This is a genomic window from Streptomyces sp. TRM49041 (genome assembly GCF_008271805.1).
Lineage (GTDB): Bacteria > Actinomycetota > Actinomycetes > Streptomycetales > Streptomycetaceae > Streptomyces.
This window is the reverse complement of sequence record NZ_VSRY01000158.1, coordinates 21474-38074: the sequence shown is the minus strand read 5'-3', so window position 1 is coordinate 38074 and position 16601 is coordinate 21474. Positions and strand designations below refer to the sequence as shown.

Below are 16601 nucleotides of genomic sequence, written 5' to 3'. Positions count from 1 at the left end.
CCAGTCATGCCCACTGTTTCCCCGCCCCCGCGCGCGGGCAGCGGTCCCTGGCAGCTCGCCCGCGCGGAGCTTCACCGCCGACCCTCCGTGAAGATGTCCCTCGCCGTGATCACGCTCTTCGTGGTCATGGCCGTGGCCGCCCCGCTGCTCAGCGCGCTGGGCGGCTGGGGCCCCGACGAGTTCGACAAGACGGCCGTCGACCCCTACCTCGGCGGCCTCCCGATCGGCCCGCTCGGCGGGGTCAGCTCCGAGCACTGGCTCGGCGTCGAACCCGTCACCGGCCGCGACCTGTTCGCCCGGGTCGTGCACGGCGCCCAGGTGTCCCTGTTCATCGCCTTCGCCGCCACCGCGATCGCCGTGGTCGCCGGCGTGGCGGCCGGGATCGCGGCCGGCTACTTCGGCGGCCGCACCGACACCGTGCTCTCCCGCCTGATGGACCTGACCATGTCCTTCCCGTCCCTCATCTTCATGATCGCCATGATGTCGGTGGCCCGGGACGTCAACCGGATCGTGCTCATGACCCTGGTCATCGGCCTGTTCGGCTGGCCCGGCATCGCCCGCGTCGTCCGTGGCCAGACCCTGTCGCTCAAGCACCGCGAGTACGTCGACGCGGCCCGCGTCGGCGGATCGGGCGCTTGGCGCATCCTCACCCGGGACATCCTCCCGGGCGTCGCCGGGCCGGTCATCGCCTACACGACCCTGATCATCCCGGGGATGATCACCACCGAGGCCGCCCTCAGCTACCTCGGCGTCGGCGTCCGTCCCCCCACGCCGTCGTGGGGGCAGATGATCGCCGAGAGCGTCGCCTTCTACGACACGGACCCCATGTACTTCATCGTCCCGAGCCTCTGCCTCTTCCTCACCGTGCTCGCCTTCACCCTGCTCGGCGACGCGCTGCGCGACATCCTCGACCCGAGGGGAAGCCGCAAGTGATCCTCTACCTCGGCCGCCGGCTGCTCGGCGTCGTCGGCGTCCTCGTCGCCATCGCCGCGGTCACCTTCACCATCTTCTACGTCTTGCCCTCCGACCCGGCCGCCGCTGCCTGCGGCAAGTCGTGCAGCGCGGAGCGCCTGGAGGCGATCCGGACCCACATGGGCCTGGACCAGCCGCTGTGGCGGCAATTCGCCGACTTCGCCACCGGTATCTTCACCGGCCGCACCATGGGCAGCGGCCAGTACGCCCTGCACTGCGGCTTCCCCTGCCTCGGCTACTCGTACGAGAACAGCCAGGGCGTGTGGGACCTCCTCGTCGACCGGCTCCCGGTCTCCGCCTCGCTCGCCCTCGGCGCCGCCGCGATCTGGCTGCTCCTCGGACTCTCCGCGGGCGTCGCGGCGGCGCTGCGCAAGGACACCCTGACCGACCGCGTCCTCATGGTCGGGGCGGTCGCCGCCGCCTCCCTGCCGGTCTACTTCACCTCGGTCATGCTGATCAACGGCCTGATCCGGGTGGCCGGGCTGCTGCCCTATCCGCAGTACACGCCCTTCGGCTCCGACCCGCTCGGCTGGGCGTCGAACCTGCTGCTGCCCTGGCTGGCGCTGGCGATCCTGTACGCGGCCATGTACGCGCGGCAGAGCCGCAGTTCGATGATCGAGACCATGGCGGAGCCGTACATCCGCACCGCCCGCGCCAAGGGCCTGCCACGCCGCACCGTGGTCGTCAAGCACGGTCTGCGGGCCGGGATGACGCCGATCCTCACCATCTTCGGCATGGACCTCGGCGGCCTGCTCGCGGGCGCCGTCATCACCGAGTCCATCTTCGGACTGCCCGGCATCGGGCGGCTCTTCTACGGCGCGCTGTCCACCGGCGACCAGCCGGTCATCCTCGGCGTCACCCTGCTCGCCGCCACCTTCATCGTCGTCGCCAACCTGGCCGTCGACCTCCTGTACGCCGTCGTCGACCCGCGAGTGAGGTACTGATGACCGACACCCCACCGCTGCTCTCGGTGCGGGACCTCACCGTCACTTTCCCGACACCGCGCGGCCCCGTCCGGGCCGTGGACGCCCTCTCCTTCGACGTCTGGCACGGCCGGACCCTCGGCATCGTCGGCGAGTCCGGCTCCGGCAAGTCCGTCACCTCACTCGCCGTGCTCGGTCTGCACACCGGCGCCGAGGTCACCGGCTCCATCACCCTGGCCGGCCAGGAACTCGTCGGCCTGCCCGAGCGCGAGCTGAACCGGCTACGAGGCCGGAAGATGGCGATGATCTTCCAGGACCCGCTCTCCAGCCTGCACCCGTACTACACCGTCGGGGAGCAGATCGCCGAGCACCACCGGGTGCACTTCGGCAGCGGCCGCATGGCCGCACGGGAACGGGCCGTCGAGGCACTCGCCGAGGTCGGCATCCCCGAGCCGCGGCGCCGGGCCTGCGAATACCCGCACCAGTTCTCCGGCGGCATGCGCCAGCGCGTGATGATCGCGATGGCGCTCGCCTGCGAACCGGAACTCCTCATCGCCGACGAGCCGACCACGGCCCTCGACGTCACCGTCCAGGCCCAGATCCTGGAATTGATCGCCCGGATCCAGGAGGAGCGCGGGCTCGCCGTCGTGATGATCACGCACGATCTCGGGGTCATCGCCCGGGTGGCCCACGACGTCCTGGTGATGTACGGCGGCAGGGCCGCCGAACAGGCCCCGGTGGACGCCCTGTTCGCCACACCGGCCCACCCGTACACCCGAGGACTGCTCGACTCCCTGCCGCGCCTCGACGACCACGACGACGCCCCGCTGCGGGCGATCCCCGGCAGCCCGCCGTCCCTGCTCGCCCCCGCTCCCGGGTGCGCGTTCGCCCCTCGCTGTCCACGGGCCGCGGGGGCCCGGGACGACGAGCGCTCCCACTGCGATACCGAGCGCCCCGCGCTCGGCGGACCTGCCGGGCACCCGGTCGCCTGCCACTTCCCCGCGTACGAAGGCGTCGCCCCATGAAGCCCACGAAGGCCGAACCCCTCCTCTCCGTACGAGAGCTGACGACCACCTATCCCGGGCGACGGCGCGCCGCCCCGATCCGGGCCGTCGACGGCGTCAGCTTCGACATCGCGGCCGGCGAGACGCTGGGCCTGGTGGGCGAGTCGGGCTGCGGCAAGTCCACCAGCGGGCGCACGATCGTCCGCCTCCTGGAGCCGTCCGCAGGGTCCGTCCTCTACGACGGCCGTGACATCGGGCATCTGTCGCAGCGCGAGCTGAAGCCGCTCCGGAAGGACCTCCAGATGCTCTTCCAGGACCCGCACTCCTCCCTCAACCCGCGGCAGACGGTGGCCCGGATCATCTCCGATCCGCTGCTGGTGCAGGGCAGTTCGGCGGCCGACGCGCGCAAGCGAGCGGAGGAGCTGATGGAACTGGTCGGGCTCATCCCGGAACACATCGACCGCTACCCGCACGAGTTCTCCGGCGGTCAGGCCCAGCGCATCGGCATCGCCCGCGCCCTGGCCACCAGCCCCCGGCTCGTCGTCGCCGACGAACCGGTCTCCGCCCTCGACGTCTCCGTCCAGGCCCAGATCGTCAACCTGATGGAGCGCCTCCAGCGCGAACTCGGCCTCGCCTACCTCTTCATCGCCCACGACCTCTCCGTCGTGAAGCGGGTCTGCGACCGGGTCGCCGTGATGTATCTGGGCCGGATCGTCGAGATCGGGGACAAGGAACGGGTGTACGCGGCCCCCGCGCACCCCTACACGCGGGCCCTGCTCTCCGCCGTGCCCCTGCCCGACCCGGTCGCCGAGCGGACCCGGGAACGGATCACCCTGCTCGGCGACCCGCCGAGCCCGGCCGCTCCCCCGCCCGGCTGCACCTTCCACCCGCGCTGCCCGAAGGCGCAGGCGATCTGCCGTACCGAAGCCCCGCTTCTGCGGATCGACGCCCCGGGCGAGGCCCGCCGGGTCGCCTGCCACTTCCCCGAGAGCTCCTGACGGCGGAGGGCCGGCGTACGGGTGTGCCCCGGGACCGATCGGTCCCGGGGCACACCCGTCACTGCCGGGCTACCACTTGGTGACGCGAACGGTCTCCCCGTACCCGTCGGCGCCGAGCACCTCGATACGGACGCCGGCGGTCGCGTCGGTGAACGACTCCCCCGTCCAGAAGGGGGCGTCGTCCAGGGGACGGCAGCCGGTCGCCGGAGTGGCGTTCGGCTTCGCGTCGATGACCCGGACCGGACCCTGACCGGTCGGGACGGAGGTGTCCACCCTGTAGACCAGCGCGCCGGTCGAGCAGGCGCCGCTGTCCGCCTGGATCGCCCGTCTCGACTCCACGACGTACGCGGTACCGGGGCCGGTGCGGATCACCGCCATCTTCGTGCCGCTGCCATACTCGACCGCGGTGAGGGACACGGTGTCACTGCCCGCCGAGGCGCGGCAGACGACCTGACTGTCCGCGGTCCAGCCGAGCTTCCAGGAGTGCCAGGCCAAGAACTGCGACCCGGGTCCGCCGATGAGCCCCATCACGTCCCAGCCGGCTACGAAGCGATGGGCGTCGGTGCCGGTGAAGCCGTACAGGTCGGGCAGTCCGAAGGCATGGCCGGTCTCGTGGGCCACCAGCTTGGGCCCCCAGTGCCACATGTCCTGGCCGAAGGTCACGGCCCACTTGAGCAGGGTGCCGTCGGCGCGGACGCCCGCCGTCCCGGGATCGTAGACGTAGGTGGGCGTGAAGGAGATCGCCGAGGCGTTCCGCGTCGCGACGACGTACACCATCTCGTATCGCGAGAAGTCGACGTACGGGTCGGCCGCCGCGACCGCGTCCTTGATGTACGCCTCGTGGGTCTCGTGGGTCAGTCCGCGCGCGAAGCCGTAGTCGGTGGAGTTGCGCGGCATCCGCGCCCACTGCCGGTGCTGGCTGATGGCGAGCCATGCCTTGCCGTACGAGGCGTTCCAGAGCCAGTCGGCGCCCGGCGTGAGCCGCGCGGCGTCGTCTGCGGGGGCTTCGGTGGCGGGCGCGTCGGGGAAGTCGACGAAGATCATGCCGACCGGGACAGTTCCCGCGGGGCGCTTGAACACGGACCAGTCCGTGTCGTGCCCCTCGTCCATCCAGCCGGTGGTGCCCTTCAGGGCGCAGGCGGAGACGGGGTCCGTGGCCGCGCGGGCCGCCGGGGAGGTGCCGGGCAGGAGCAGCAGCAGAGCCGCGAGCAGGGGCGCCCAGAGCACGGCGCGCAGGGAACGGAGGGAAAGGCGCGCTCTCACGCGATCACTACCTCTCGATGGGTGACGTGTGACATTTCACATAGCTTGAGGTTGCGCGGGGGTGTCCGAAAGCTGTCGTCGGCCCATAACATCCGCGCCATGGACCTGGAGGTACGCCATCTACGCGTGGTGTGCGCGATCGCCGAGGCAGGCAGCCTCACCCGCGCCGCCACCTTGCTCGGGATGACCCAGCCCGGGCTCAGCGCCCAACTGCGCCGTATCGAGTCCATGCTGGGCGGAGTCCTGTTCCACCGACGGCAGGAGGGAGCCGTCGCCACCCCCTTCGGGGAGCTGGTGCTCGACCGGGCCCGCTCGGTCCTACCCGGCATCGACGGCCTGATCGCCGACGCCGCGCGGACGGCCCGCCGCATGTCGGCCTGTCACCGTGTCCGCATCGGCTCGGTCGGTGCGCCGCTTCTCGGCCAACTCGTCCTGGCCGTCAAGGCCGTGCTGCCGAACGCCCAGGTGACGACGCGCTGCCAGCACTCCCCCGTCACCCTGCTCGACGAGCTGGTGGCGGACCGGCTGGAGGCGGCGGTGCTCGGCGACCACCCCGACCAGCGGCTGCCGCACCGCGACGGCGTGGTGCTCCACCCCCTCGCCACCGAACCGGTCTTCGCCCTACTGCCCGCCGCTCACCCGCTGGCGGAGCGGGAAGAGGTCCCGCTGGCCGCACTCCTGGACGAGGACTGGGCCGTGCCCCGACCCGACGGCGACCGGACCCGCGAGTACTGGTCGTCCGTCTGCGCGGCAGGCGAGCGCCACCCGTTCTCCCCGTACGAGGCGGAGGGGCGCCCACTGATCGAGCTGGTCCGCGCGGGTCTGGCGGTCAGCCTCTGCCAGGCCACCTTCATCGAGGTCCCGGGCACCGCCGTACGCCCTCTGACAGGGAACCCGCTCTGGTACCGGCACGTGCTGGCCTGGCACGCAGACGGCCCGCTCGCGCCCCACAGCGACGACATCCTCCGCCGGGCCTCCACCGGCCACCAGGACACCTGCGCCGCCGCCCCCGCGTACGCGCGCTGGCGCGCACGACATCCGCAAGCGACAGGGCCGGCGGCGACCTGAGCCCGCCGCCGGCCGCAGCGAGGACCAACGAGAGGACCTGGGCACAGACGCAACGGGGATAACATTTCGGGATGAGCGACAACACGTGCGATGACACCCCCAGCCGATCAACTGCCTCCCGGTCCGGGAGACCTCTGTCGCTGAGGGCGCTCAGGCGTGCGACCCGGTGGGAGACGTTCGCCCTTCTCGCCGTGCTGCTCATCTGCGTCTTCGTATTCGCCTAGCCGGCAGCCCGGCGCGCGATCGTGGACGTGGTGTGGCCGGGAATCCGGTTCTCGCTCGAGGCGAGGAAGGTCGTTGTCCGCCTCGACGAGACAGTCGGCCGCCCACCGCAGTCCGATGGAGAAGAGGACCGCTGGCCTCCGGGCCCGGCATGACGGGCGGCCGGTCTACACGGTGATGACCTTCCGCCGGACGGGACGGCCCTTGTGGCACGCGCACGCGCACCTGATCGAGACAGCGGGAGGGCCGACCACCGGCCGCCCGCGCGGCACCACGTACACCTCCAGCGGAGTGCAGTAGCCGCACTCACCGAGCGCGCACGCCCCGGACTTCCCGGTCCGGTCCATCTCCGCCCACGTGTCCGTGACCGTGCGCGGCGCGCTCACAGGGTCCCGTCCTCGTTGCCGGGCCAACCGGGCCGGCGCTCGGGGTGAGCGCAGTAGTACCGGGCGCACGTCGGGCAGCAGTAGACGTTGAACCCCGGACCGCTCGCAGAGTGGATCTCCGCCACGATGATGGGCGTGTCCGTGATGTGCTGGCAGCGCACGCACATACGGACCGGCTTCCGCACCGCCCGCCCGTCGGGGGCCGCCCACGTCTGCCGGAACGCGCTCCGGTGCTCACCCTCGTGCCCGCCCGGCAGGACGCACGGCAGGCGGTGACGACCGGGCCCCTGACGCTCCCACCCCGGGCGCCGCACCCCGCACGGGACCGTGTCCAGCGGCTCGACCCTCTTCAGGTTCGCGCTCACCGGGCCACCTCCGCCCCGTGCAGGACCCGCGTGTCAAGGTCGATGCCGAGGTCCGCCGCGAGCACGAGCGTGAGGCACCGCCGCCGCTGACGCAGACGCTCCTGCCGCCGCTCGTGAGCGATCAGGTACGGGCGGACCATGGCGATCGTGGCGCCGTCCAACTACTTGGGCAGCCCGTACGGGGACCGGTGCGCCGGAAGCGGTCGCGCGCCGGTCCGGGGGGTGGTCTGGGGCTGCGCGGCGGGGCCCGCCACGGTGGGATGGGTGTCGGCCCGGCGCTTGCCGGAACCGGGCGCGAGCACGCCCAGCACAAAGCGAAGGAAGGCATGGATAATGCCCACTGTCATCAGCTCCTTGAAAGCTGTTGGCCACGCCCCGGGGCCCTGCCAGGCCGCCGGGGTCTTTCGTGCAGAGAGTAGACCTAGCTAGCTAGGGTCGCTAGGTGATACAGGCGAACTCGTCTCGCTCATCCTGATAGCGCCGCTTAGCGTCCTGGGCATGGAATGGGAGCCGGACGTACCGCGTTGGAAGCAGGTCTACGCAGTCATTGAGGGGCGGATCACGGACGGGACCTATCCCCCCGGCTCACAGTTGCCGGGCGTTCTGGCGATTCAGGGTGAGTTCGGCATCGCACAGATGACCGCACGACGTGTGTTGACGGAGCTACGGACTGCGGGTCTCGCGCAGATGCACCCGGGGGTGGGGACCTTCGTCCGCGAGCTACCCAAGCCGTCCGAGTAGCAGGAGGGCGGGGAACGGCCCTGCCGTCCGCAGCCGCACCCGAGAGTGGCGAGTCCGCCGAGAACGCGCAACGCTCGCCCCGTGCTGCCCCAGTAGCTCTCTGTTTGCTCATCGTCACCCATCCAACGCTTCTGCGTTGCATGATCGGAGGAGCCGGGCAGGGGTCCAGCAAGGGGCCAGGGCAGCCGCAGGAGGGGGCCAGCAGTGGACAATGAGCGCAGGCGATCCTTCGGGGTCCACCTCGTACGCCTACGCCGCGCCGCGAACAAGAGTCAGCCGCAGTTGGCGGCCGACCTGTGCGCGCTCTCCGGGGTCCAGTCGGTCACCCGCAACGAGGTGTCCCGCTGGGAACGCGGCGGACGAGTCCCTGACTCGTGGCTGCCGTTCCTCGCCCGTGCCCTGGACTCCGATCTTGTCGAGCTGGAGCGCGCCGCCGCCTACGCCCGGGGCGAGACCGATACCCCGCCACCGGGGCCGACCGCCACCCTTGCGGCGCTCCTCCCCGACGGCGACCCGCTCACCCCAGCCCCGGGCCGAACCGGGCGCCGTCTCGGCGCCGACGCCGTAACCGCCTTGGCCGGTCGCGTCCACGGGTTACGGCTCGCAGACGACGTACTGACCGGCGGAGATCTCATCGGGCCCGCGTTCCGCGAACTGCGGGCCGCCGTACGCCTCTACCGCGAGCACACCCACGCCGACGACGTGAGGCGCGCGCTGCACGTACGGATCGGGGAACTCGCCCAGATCGCAGGATGGATCGCCAGCGACGCCGGACGCCACGACGACGCCGAACACGCCTACCGACTCGGCATCTCCGCCGCCCGCCAAGCCGGCGACCGCCCCTTGACCGCGAATCTTGCCGGATCGCTCGCTTACCAGTGGTCCAACACCGGCCGCGAACGCGACGCCGTCACCCTGGCACAAGCCGCCCTGGACGAAGCCGGGGCGGACGCTCCCGCGAAGACCCGCGCTCTGTTCCACGACCGCACCGCATGGGCCCACACCCGCGCGGGCGAGCCGCAACCGGCCATGCGCGCCCTGGGGCAGGCGCACGACGCGCTCACCGACGACCACGGCCCCGAGGCACCCCAGTGGGCCTACTGGGTGTGCGGCGAAGAACTCGACGTGATGGACGCCCGCGTCTACACCCAACTGCGCCGACCGCTGCGCGCCGTGCCGCTCCTCACTGACGTGCTCGCCCGGTACGACGCCACCCACGCGCGAGAACTCGCCCTCTATCGGTCGTGGCTCGCCGTCGCCCTGGCCGATGCCAACGAACCCGAGCAGGCCGCCGACACGGCACAGCAGGTGATCACCGCGTCCGTCGACATGACCAGCGACCGCACCGCCGAACGCTCCCGCACCGTACTCCGGCGACTGCTCGACTACACAGACGTGCCGGAAGTCGGCGCGCTACTGCGGGAACACGGCCACCTCGTGACCGAACGCGAGACACTAGGCCGCTGACCTGCGTGGATGTTCCCCGACCCAAAGGGTGGGCCTACGCGCATTCGACACCGGGAAGGTGTGACCGGTCAGGCCGACTCGGTCGACAGACCGGGGGGTGTCCCGTCCTCGATGCCCTCGCGCACTCGCGGACGGCGGTGGGGTGTCGCGGTCAGCAGAGCCGTCGCCCGGTCATCAATGGATCAATTCCTGGGCGATTCCGCGTCACCGATTTCGCCGGGGAGGCCGCGGCGGCCGAAGCCGTGGCCGGTGCCGGTGCCGGTGGTCGCTGCCCGGCGTCATTTCTCGCCGATCTCGGCCAGCAGCTGGGACCGGATCTCCTGCGGCAGGTTCCGCCAGTCGATGTCGAGGAGTCCGGCTTCCATGGCCCACAGCATGTTCCGGCTCAGCCCCGGGGTCCCGGCGTCCTGAAGCCGACGGTATGCCTCAGCGGCGCCCAGGGCCTCCAGGTCGGCGGCCGTGTGGCTGCCGACGACCGCGAGCATACGGGCACTGGCCGGTCCGAGGTTCCGCAGCTCTGCGATGCGCATGTCAGCCGATCAGATCGGGGCAGGACTTCTGCGGGCCGGTCCACACCAGTTCGGGTGCCAGCCATCGCGGATCGGTAGGGTAGACCTCCGCCAGCGCTTCAGCAAGGTCGAGCTGGGCGGCCGCCCTGGCGATGGCGCCGGCGTCGACCGGCGCGGTGCCGCCGCCGAACGCCCCAGGCCGGGCAGGTCGACCGCGATGGGCCGCAGGCCGCCTTCGGCGATGCTGGCCGGGCCCGTGTACGCGGGAGTCATCAGTGGGCGCGGAATGCGGTGCGGTATGCCTGCGGTGAGGCTCCTGCCAGCCGTGCGAAGTGGTGGCGGAGCGTTGCCGGCGCTCCGAAGCCGGTCTGGTCTGCGATGCGCTCGATGGACAGGTCCGTGGTCTCCAGTAGCTGCTGGGCGCGGTGGATGCGGGCGCGTAGCAGCCATTGCAGCGGGGTGGTGCCGGTCTGCGCGCGGAAGTGGCGGTTGAGGCTGCGGATGCTCATGGCGGCGTGCTCGGCGATGGCCTCCAGGACGAGCGGCCGGTGGAGATTGGTCTCCATCCATTGCAGTGTCGGCTGAAGCGTGGTGCCGTTGTCGGCGGGCTGGGGGTGTTCGATGAACTGGGCCTGCCCGCCGTCGCGTTGCAGGGGCAAGACGATGCGGCGGGCAGTGGCCGCGGCGTGGGCCGCACCCAGGTCGGTACGGACCAGGTGCAGGCAGAGGTCGAGTCCGGCGGCCACGCCGGCCGAGGTGATCAGATTGCCGTTGTCGATGAACAGCACGGTGCCATCGACCTCGATGTGCGGGTGGCGCCGGGCGAGTTCGGCGGCGTACTGCCAGTGCGTAGTGGCCCGGTGGCCGTCGAGGAGGCCGGTGGCGGCGAGCGTGAAGGCACCGATGCACATCGAGGTGAGGCGCGCCCCGCACCCGGCGGCCTTGCGCAACGCTTCCAGTACGTCGAGGGGTGGCTCGTCGAGGAAACCGGAGTGGCCGGGGACGACGACGGTGTCGGCCGTTGCGAGGGCGTCCAGGCCCCAGGGGGTGCACAGTTGGAAGGCGCCGTGGTCCGCGGAGGTGGTGACGGACCCTGCCGGGGCGCAGACACGCACGTCGTAGTGCGGGGTGCCGGCGGCCTGGTTGGCGGTGCCGAAGACCTGGCCGGGCACGGACAGCTCGAAGGGCACGACACCGTCGAGCGCGAGGACCGCTATCACCGTCATGGCCAGAACTTAGCGCAGATCGGCATTCTGGCCTCTGGTCGGGCAGGCGGGAGCGGCCGCAGGATCGGAGCATCCCCCGATCTTGTGAGGAGTCACCGAGCGTGAACGCTTCCTTGTCCGCCGCCTTTGCCGCATGCACCTGGCCAGGTACCGAGCTGGCCACGCGTGCCCTGCGGTTCGCCGAGGAACGCGAGCCGGACTTCATCTTCCGGCACGGTGTGCGCAGTTACCTGTTCGCCAAGGCGCTCGCCGATCAGCGCGGCCTGAAGCCGGGCACCGATTACGACGACGAGCTGGTGTTCCTGGGCTGCGTCCTGCACGACCTGGGGCTGGCCGAGGAGGGCAATGGCGATCAGCGGTTCGAGGTCGACGGGGCCGACCTGGCCGCGCGCTTCCTGCGCGACCACGGAGTCGCGGAGGCGGACATCGCGGTGGTGTGGGACATCGTGGCCCTGCACACCTCGGACGGCATCGCCTCGCGCAAGGGCCCGGACGTCGCGCTGGCCCAGGCGGGCATTGCCGCGGACGTTTTCGGTCGCGACAAGGAGCAGCTTCCGGCCGGCTTCGCCGAGCGTGTCCACGCCACCTTTCCGCGCGCCGACCTGGCCCATGCGATGACCGACCTGATCGTGGAACAAGCCCTGGCCAACCCTCTCAAGGCCGGACCGCTCAGCTTTCCCGGTCAGTTGCTGCGCCGCCATCTGCCCTCCGGTTCCCTGCCGGACTGGTACGACATCATCGGCGAGAACGGATGGGGCGACCGGCCGGCCACGGCCCGTACGGACGTGTCTGCTGCCAGAACACCCCAGGAGCTGGCGGGGCTGTTCACCCGCTACCTCGCCGCCGGCGACCTGGACGCTCTGGTCTCCCTCTACGAGCCGGGCGCGGTATTCGCCGACGAGCCGGAGGCCCAGGCGGTGGGCACCGAGGCCATCAAGGATCGTCTGCGCACGTACATCACCCGCGGAGCGCAGGTCACCTTCCAGCCCCGCAACAGCCACACGGCGGGCGATCTCGCCGTGCTCTCCAGCGTCGCGACGGTCACCGGCCTGGCACCGGACGGCGCACCGGTGACGACCACGACCACCGAGGTGGTGCGGCGCCAGCCGGACGGCCGCTGGCTCTACGCGATCAACGCCCCTTTCTTCGCGGCGTGAGGCGCGTGGCGCAGCAGATGTGCGACTGGCTCAGTTCCTGCACGGAAGGTGCCGAGCACGGCACACAGCGGAAGCGTGGACAGGCAAGCGCCTGACGCGTCAAAGGTGACAGAAAGGGATCACATGTTCGTGGTACTGCTTCGGTTCTCCAACAACCAGAGCGCAGTCGGCCACCATATGGACGGCCACCAGGAGTGGATCAAGCGCGGCATCGACGACGGCGTTTTCCTCCTGGTCGGCAGCATCCAGCCGGGCCTGGGCGGCGCGGTCTTCGCGCACAGCACGACTCTGGAAGAGCTGCAGAGCCGGGTGAACGCCGACCCCTTCGTCAGAGAGGACGTCGTCAGCGCGGAGATCCTCGAGATCTCCCCGGGGATGGCCGACGATCGACTGAGTTTTCTGCTGGCCTGAGTTCCGGCCATTCACGACGTGAGCCGTTCGCGGTGGCCGTTGCGCCAGGTCACAGGTACTACAGCCGGAGATCTTGTGACGGAGCCTGTGTGGCGTCGTTGACCGGGCATGATGCTGGGTGTGACGGCTGAGCAGATAGCCGGGTGGGATGCTGAATTGTCCGCGTTGACTGGTTCGTTGGGGTACTTGTTCAACCGGCCGGAGCCTCGGGTGGTGTTCGCGCAGTTCATCGAGGGGCTGCTGGCGGAGCTGCCGAAGAAGAACGGCTGGACACTGTCGGAGCGTGCCGGGCATGTGACCGCGGACCGGATGCAGTGGCTGCTCAACGGGTCGGTGTGGGACGCCGACCGGCTGCGTGACGCGGTCCGCGATTACGTCATCATGCACCTGGGCGACCTAGGCCGTGTATCGAAAGTGGATCTTGAGCTGTGGATGATCTCGGTTCATGGGGCGGGGAGATCTCACGGATGAGCAGTGGGCTGTGCTGGAGCCGTTGTTGCCGAAGAGGACGAAGGTGGGGCGGCCGCCGGTCTGGTCCCGGCGGCAGCTGATCGACGGCATACGGTTCCGGGTCCGCACCGGGGTGCCATGGCGGGACGTGCCCGTCGAGTACGGGCCGTGGGGCCGGATCTACGACCTGTTTCGCCGGTGGCAGCGAGACGGCACCTGGCACCAGGTTCTCACCCGGCTCCATGCCCTGGCCGATGCGAAGGGCGCGATCGTGTGGGACCTGAGCGTCGACTCCACTGTGTGCCGTGCCCATCAGCATGCGGCCGGAGCCCGCAAGCAGAGTGACCTGCAGAAAGAACCACCGGGCGGTGTCTTCGACGAGCCCGATGATCACGGGCTGGGGCGTTCGCGCGGCGGGTTCACGACCAAGCTGCACTTGGCTGTCGAGCAGGGGCAGAAGCCCATGTCGATCGTGGTGACGGCAGGGCAGCGGGGGGACTCGCCGCAGTTCGAACCGGTGTTGGAGAAAGTCCGTGTGCCCCGCATAGGGCCGGGTCGGCCGCGCGTCCGCCCCGACCGCGTGCGGGCTGACAAGGCGTACGCCTCCCGGAAAAACCGCACCTACCTGCGCTGCCGGGGAATCCGCTGCACTATCCCGGACAAAGCCGACCAGGCGCGCAACCGCAGGAAGCACGGTTCCCGTGGCGGCCGGCCACCGAAGTTCGACCCAGAGGACTACAAGGCCCGGCACGCGGTCGAGTGCGGCATCAATCGCCTCAAGAGACATCGAGCCGTGGCCACCCGGTACGACAAATCGCGGTCCGCTACGAGGCTACCGTCCTCGTTGCCGCCATCAACGAGTGGTTGTGACGTACTGGTCCGACGACAACTCGAACACCCTTACTCGCCGACCGCCGGTGGGATTGACGGTCTCACGGACCGGATGCATCCCCAGTTTGGTCATGATCCGTTCGGAGGCGTCGTTGCCCACTTGAGTGATGCTGACGATCCGCTCCAGCCCTCGCTCTTCGAACCCGAACCGTACAGCGGCCGCGGCGGCCTCGGTGGCCAAGCCCTGCCCCCAGTGGGAACGTCCGAGCCGCCAGCCGACCTCAACCGCCGGCAGTACCTCCGGCAAGAAGTCGGGCACCGAAAGCCCGGTGAACCCGGCCAGCTCGCCAGTGGACCGGATCTCCACGGCGAACAGGCCGAAGTTCTGTGACTCCCACTCGCTCTCCCATGCCTGGACCCCGCCGCGAGTCTGCTGTTCGTCACGGACGCTGCCGTCGCGGATCCACCGCATGACCTCGGGGTCGGCATTGATGGCAGCCATGGGCGCAACGTCTTCCTCGCGCCAGCGACGCAGGATCAAACGGGGAGTCTCAAGCGTGACCATCCAATCATCCTGGATCACAAATGGGCTCTCCACCAGGCACTTTCGATACACGCCCTAGCGACTCCCCGGTGGGCAGGGTAATGCGGCCACGTATAGTCGGGCCCAGACGTATTCGCCACGCCGGCCGGAGGTTTCACGTGACCGCCTCGCCCCACTCGGACCAGGTGCACGCCGGCCAGGCCATGTACCGGCCGTACACGCTTCCCCTGTACGACCTGGTGGCCTTCAAGTTCAACTGCCGGTTCCTCTTCCGCGTCCCGGTGCCGGAAGTGGTGGCCATGTTCGACCGCAATGTGTCACCGGACCATCTGGACGTCGGCGTGGGCACCGGCTACTTCCTGGACAACTGCCGCACCGCCCCGCAGCAGGCCATCACCCTGGCGGACCTGAACGAGCACTCGCTGCGCCACGCGGCCCGACGCCTGGCCCGCTTCGACGTCAGGACGGTGCGGGCAAACGCGCTGGAGCCGCTGCCGCTCCCCGAGGGGGCGTACGGCTCGGCGTCGATGAACTTCCTGCTGCACTGCGTACCCGGCACGATCCGCGAGAAGGCCAAGGTGCTGGACCACGTCGCGGCGTGCGTCCGGCCGGGTGGGCGCGTCTTCGGCGCCACGGTGCTCACCCGGGGCGTACCGGTGGGGGCGGCGGCCCGCGCCACGCTCGCGATGTGGAACCGGCGCGGCGTGATGCACAACTCCGAGGACAGCCTCGACGACCTGCGCACGGAGCTGGCCGCGCGCTTCCTCTCCCACACGCTGACCGTCCACGGCTGCACCGCCCTCTTCGAGGCCGACGTCCCCTGACCGGACACGGCCCGGCCCGGCGCCCCGCGTGAGCGGGGGCCGGGCCGGGCCGTCCGGTTGTGCCCCGCCGTCAGGAACGGCGCGGCACCGGGATCACATAGCGACTGAAGAGCAGGTCGCGCAGGACGTCGTCACCGCCCTCCACGAGGGAGACGTAGCGCATGTCGCGCATCAGCTTGCCGATGGGCAGGTCGTGGGTGTAGCCGAGCCCGCCGAACATCTCGGAGCCCACGCTCGCCACGTCCCAGCCGGCCTGGCCGCAGAACATCTTGGCGGTCAGCGCCGACTTGAGGGTGCCCTGCCGGTGGAAGAGGGCCGCGGCGCCGGGGTCCGCCATGATCGCGTCGTACTCGCGGGCGGCGCGCAGGCAGTGGCTCCTCATGACGTCGATCTGCATCTCCATCTGCCCGAGCCGCTGTGCGAACACGGGGCTCTCCATGAGTACGCCGTCACGGAAGGACTTGCCCTTGGCGTACGTCATGCAGTGGTCGCGCACGCGGCGGGCGATCCCGATCGCGGTCGCGGCGATCAGGATGCGGCTGGCGTTCAGGCCGATCTCCAGCAGCCGCAGGCCCGAGCCGTCGAGGCGGTTCGCCACGGGGACGCGGCAGCCCTTCAGGCTGACCTGGTACGTGTACGAGGCGCGCAGGCCGATGACGTCCCAGCGCTTCACGATCTCGACGCCGGGAGTGTCGCGCGGGATCAGCACGGCGTGGTACGCCTCGGGGTCCTCGGCCGAGCGGGCCACGACGACGAGGAAGTCGGCGAAGTCGGTGTTGGTGGAGAAGAACTTCTCACCGGTGACGACGAGTTCGTCCCCGTCGGTCGCGACCACGGTCTCGATCTTGCCGAGTTCGCTGCCCGCGGCCCGTTCGCTGCCCAGCGTCGCGCAGAACGAGCCCTTGGCGGCCATGGGCGCGAGGTACCGGGCCTTGAGCTCATCGGAGCCGTACAGCTGCACGATGCTGGTGCCGAGTACGGAGATGAAGAGCGTGAAGGCCACGCCGGCGTCGCCGTAGGAGATCTCGTTGACGACCTCGACGCTGTCCTCCAGGCCCATCCCGCGGCCGCCGAGGTCTTCCGGCAGCCACCAGTTGGCCAGTCCGGTCTCGCGGAACTTCTCGTAGACGTCCGAAGGCTTGTCCTCGAATGCGTCCATCTCCGCGTGAGTGCCGCCGAGGCACTCCTTGACGAACGTGCGGACGGCCTTCAGCTCTTCCGGCTTCATCTCTCCACCACT

21 protein-coding genes are annotated in these 16601 nt (G+C 70.3%); 12 read left to right on the top strand and 9 right to left on the bottom strand.

Features of this window, described 5'->3' with window-relative positions; translation table 11 throughout:
- Positions 1–6: 6 nt before the first annotated feature.
- From FVS66_RS25925 to FVS66_RS25910, 4 genes are read left to right on the top strand one after another with little or no spacing between them, the layout of a single operon-like run.
- Positions 7–933 (top strand): ABC transporter permease, encoded by a 927-nt coding sequence (locus tag FVS66_RS25925; RefSeq protein WP_149183643.1) that lies wholly within the window; start codon positions 7–9, stop codon positions 931–933.
- Complete coding sequence (locus tag FVS66_RS25920; RefSeq protein WP_149183642.1) at positions 930–1916, top strand: ABC transporter permease; 987 nt, start codon at positions 930–932, stop codon at positions 1914–1916. The genes FVS66_RS25925 and FVS66_RS25920 overlap by 4 nt, the downstream gene beginning before the upstream one ends.
- Positions 1916–2920: an ABC transporter ATP-binding protein gene (locus tag FVS66_RS25915; protein WP_149183641.1), complete on the top strand. Its 1005-nt coding sequence runs from the start codon at positions 1916–1918 to the stop codon at positions 2918–2920. Before FVS66_RS25920 ends, FVS66_RS25915 begins: the two co-directional genes overlap by 1 nt.
- Positions 2917–3897, top strand: a complete 981-nt coding sequence (locus FVS66_RS25910) for an ABC transporter ATP-binding protein (protein ID WP_149183640.1) — start codon at positions 2917–2919, stop codon at positions 3895–3897. The genes FVS66_RS25915 and FVS66_RS25910 overlap by 4 nt, the downstream gene beginning before the upstream one ends.
- 69 nt (positions 3898–3966) lie before the next feature.
- Here FVS66_RS25910 and FVS66_RS25905 read toward each other — a convergent pair whose 3' ends face one another.
- Positions 3967–5160 (bottom strand): peptidase M6, encoded by a 1194-nt coding sequence (locus FVS66_RS25905; RefSeq protein ID WP_149183639.1) that lies wholly within the window; start codon positions 5158–5160, stop codon positions 3967–3969.
- 99 nt (positions 5161–5259) lie between these two features.
- Between FVS66_RS25905 and FVS66_RS25900 the strand changes: the two genes are divergently transcribed.
- On the top strand, positions 5260–6228 hold the full coding sequence (locus FVS66_RS25900; protein WP_149183638.1) for a LysR family transcriptional regulator: 969 nt from the start codon (positions 5260–5262) through the stop codon (positions 6226–6228).
- 389 nt (positions 6229–6617) lie between these two features.
- Here FVS66_RS25900 and FVS66_RS25895 read toward each other — a convergent pair whose 3' ends face one another.
- Genes FVS66_RS25895 through FVS66_RS36625 form a run of 4 tightly spaced genes read right to left on the bottom strand, consistent with a single transcriptional unit; the run spans position 6618 to position 7548 of the window.
- Positions 6618–6836, bottom strand: coding sequence for a hypothetical protein (locus FVS66_RS25895; RefSeq protein WP_149183637.1), 219 nt, complete (start codon positions 6834–6836; stop codon positions 6618–6620).
- Positions 6833–7201 carry a hypothetical protein gene (locus FVS66_RS25890; protein ID WP_149183636.1) on the bottom strand — a complete coding sequence of 123 codons (369 nt, stop codon included), beginning with the start codon at positions 7199–7201 and terminating at the stop codon, positions 6833–6835. Before FVS66_RS25890 ends, FVS66_RS25895 begins: the two co-directional genes overlap by 4 nt.
- Entirely contained in the window at positions 7198–7362 is a 165-nt protein-coding gene (locus tag FVS66_RS36630) for a hypothetical protein (protein ID WP_316248219.1), read from the bottom strand. Before FVS66_RS36630 ends, FVS66_RS25890 begins: the two co-directional genes overlap by 4 nt.
- Positions 7363–7548, bottom strand: coding sequence for a hypothetical protein (locus FVS66_RS36625; RefSeq protein ID WP_316248218.1), 186 nt, complete (start codon positions 7546–7548; stop codon positions 7363–7365).
- A 151-nt stretch (positions 7549–7699) separates the two neighbouring features.
- Here FVS66_RS36625 and FVS66_RS25880 point away from each other — a divergent pair, with 151 nt between their 5' ends.
- Together FVS66_RS25880 and FVS66_RS25875 are read left to right on the top strand one after the other, a co-directional pair.
- Entirely contained in the window at positions 7700–7942 is a 243-nt protein-coding gene (locus FVS66_RS25880) for a winged helix-turn-helix domain-containing protein (protein ID WP_149183635.1), read from the top strand.
- A gap of 204 nt (positions 7943–8146) precedes the next feature.
- The gene (locus FVS66_RS25875; protein WP_149183634.1) at positions 8147–9409 is read left to right on the top strand and encodes a helix-turn-helix domain-containing protein; all 1263 of its coding nucleotides are present in this window, start codon (positions 8147–8149) and stop codon (positions 9407–9409) included.
- Positions 9410–9687: 278 nt separating this feature from the next.
- On the opposite strand, the gene FVS66_RS25870 is transcribed toward FVS66_RS25875, so the two are convergent.
- Complete coding sequence (locus FVS66_RS25870) at positions 9688–9939, bottom strand: TfoX/Sxy family protein (RefSeq protein ID WP_149183633.1); 252 nt, start codon at positions 9937–9939, stop codon at positions 9688–9690.
- A gap of 251 nt (positions 9940–10190) precedes the next feature.
- Positions 10191–11144 (bottom strand): GlxA family transcriptional regulator, encoded by a 954-nt coding sequence (locus FVS66_RS25865; protein ID WP_149183632.1) that lies wholly within the window; start codon positions 11142–11144, stop codon positions 10191–10193.
- 101 nt (positions 11145–11245) lie between these two features.
- On the opposite strand from FVS66_RS25865, the gene FVS66_RS25860 reads away from it, so the two are divergent.
- From FVS66_RS25860 to FVS66_RS25845, 4 genes are all read left to right on the top strand, one after another.
- Positions 11246–12301, top strand: a complete 1056-nt coding sequence (locus FVS66_RS25860) for a nuclear transport factor 2 family protein (protein ID WP_149183631.1) — start codon at positions 11246–11248, stop codon at positions 12299–12301.
- 123 nt (positions 12302–12424) lie between these two features.
- Complete coding sequence (locus FVS66_RS25855) at positions 12425–12712, top strand: hypothetical protein (protein WP_149183630.1); 288 nt, start codon at positions 12425–12427, stop codon at positions 12710–12712.
- Between the two features lie 120 nt (positions 12713–12832).
- Positions 12833–13183 carry a transposase gene (locus FVS66_RS25850; RefSeq protein ID WP_149183629.1) on the top strand — a complete coding sequence of 117 codons (351 nt, stop codon included), beginning with the start codon at positions 12833–12835 and terminating at the stop codon, positions 13181–13183.
- A protein-coding gene (locus tag FVS66_RS25845) for an IS5 family transposase (protein WP_187645694.1) occupies positions 13158–14032 on the top strand; the annotation gives its coding sequence in 2 pieces (ribosomal slippage) (positions 13158–13977 and positions 13977–14032; 876 coding nt in all). Before FVS66_RS25850 ends, FVS66_RS25845 begins: the two co-directional genes overlap by 26 nt.
- Here the strand turns inward: FVS66_RS25845 and FVS66_RS25840 are convergent.
- Positions 14016–14558, bottom strand: coding sequence for a GNAT family N-acetyltransferase (locus FVS66_RS25840; protein ID WP_149183628.1), 543 nt, complete (start codon positions 14556–14558; stop codon positions 14016–14018). The two genes, FVS66_RS25845 and FVS66_RS25840, sit on opposite strands and share 17 nt — an antisense overlap.
- A gap of 137 nt (positions 14559–14695) precedes the next feature.
- Here FVS66_RS25840 and FVS66_RS25835 point away from each other — a divergent pair, with 137 nt between their 5' ends.
- Positions 14696–15361 carry a class I SAM-dependent methyltransferase gene (locus tag FVS66_RS25835; RefSeq protein ID WP_187645693.1) on the top strand — a complete coding sequence of 222 codons (666 nt, stop codon included), beginning with the start codon at positions 14696–14698 and terminating at the stop codon, positions 15359–15361.
- Between the two features lie 70 nt (positions 15362–15431).
- On the opposite strand, the gene FVS66_RS25830 is transcribed toward FVS66_RS25835, so the two are convergent.
- Positions 15432–16589 (bottom strand): acyl-CoA dehydrogenase family protein, encoded by a 1158-nt coding sequence (locus FVS66_RS25830; protein WP_149183626.1) that lies wholly within the window; start codon positions 16587–16589, stop codon positions 15432–15434.
- Between the last annotated feature and the right edge of the window lie 12 nt (positions 16590–16601).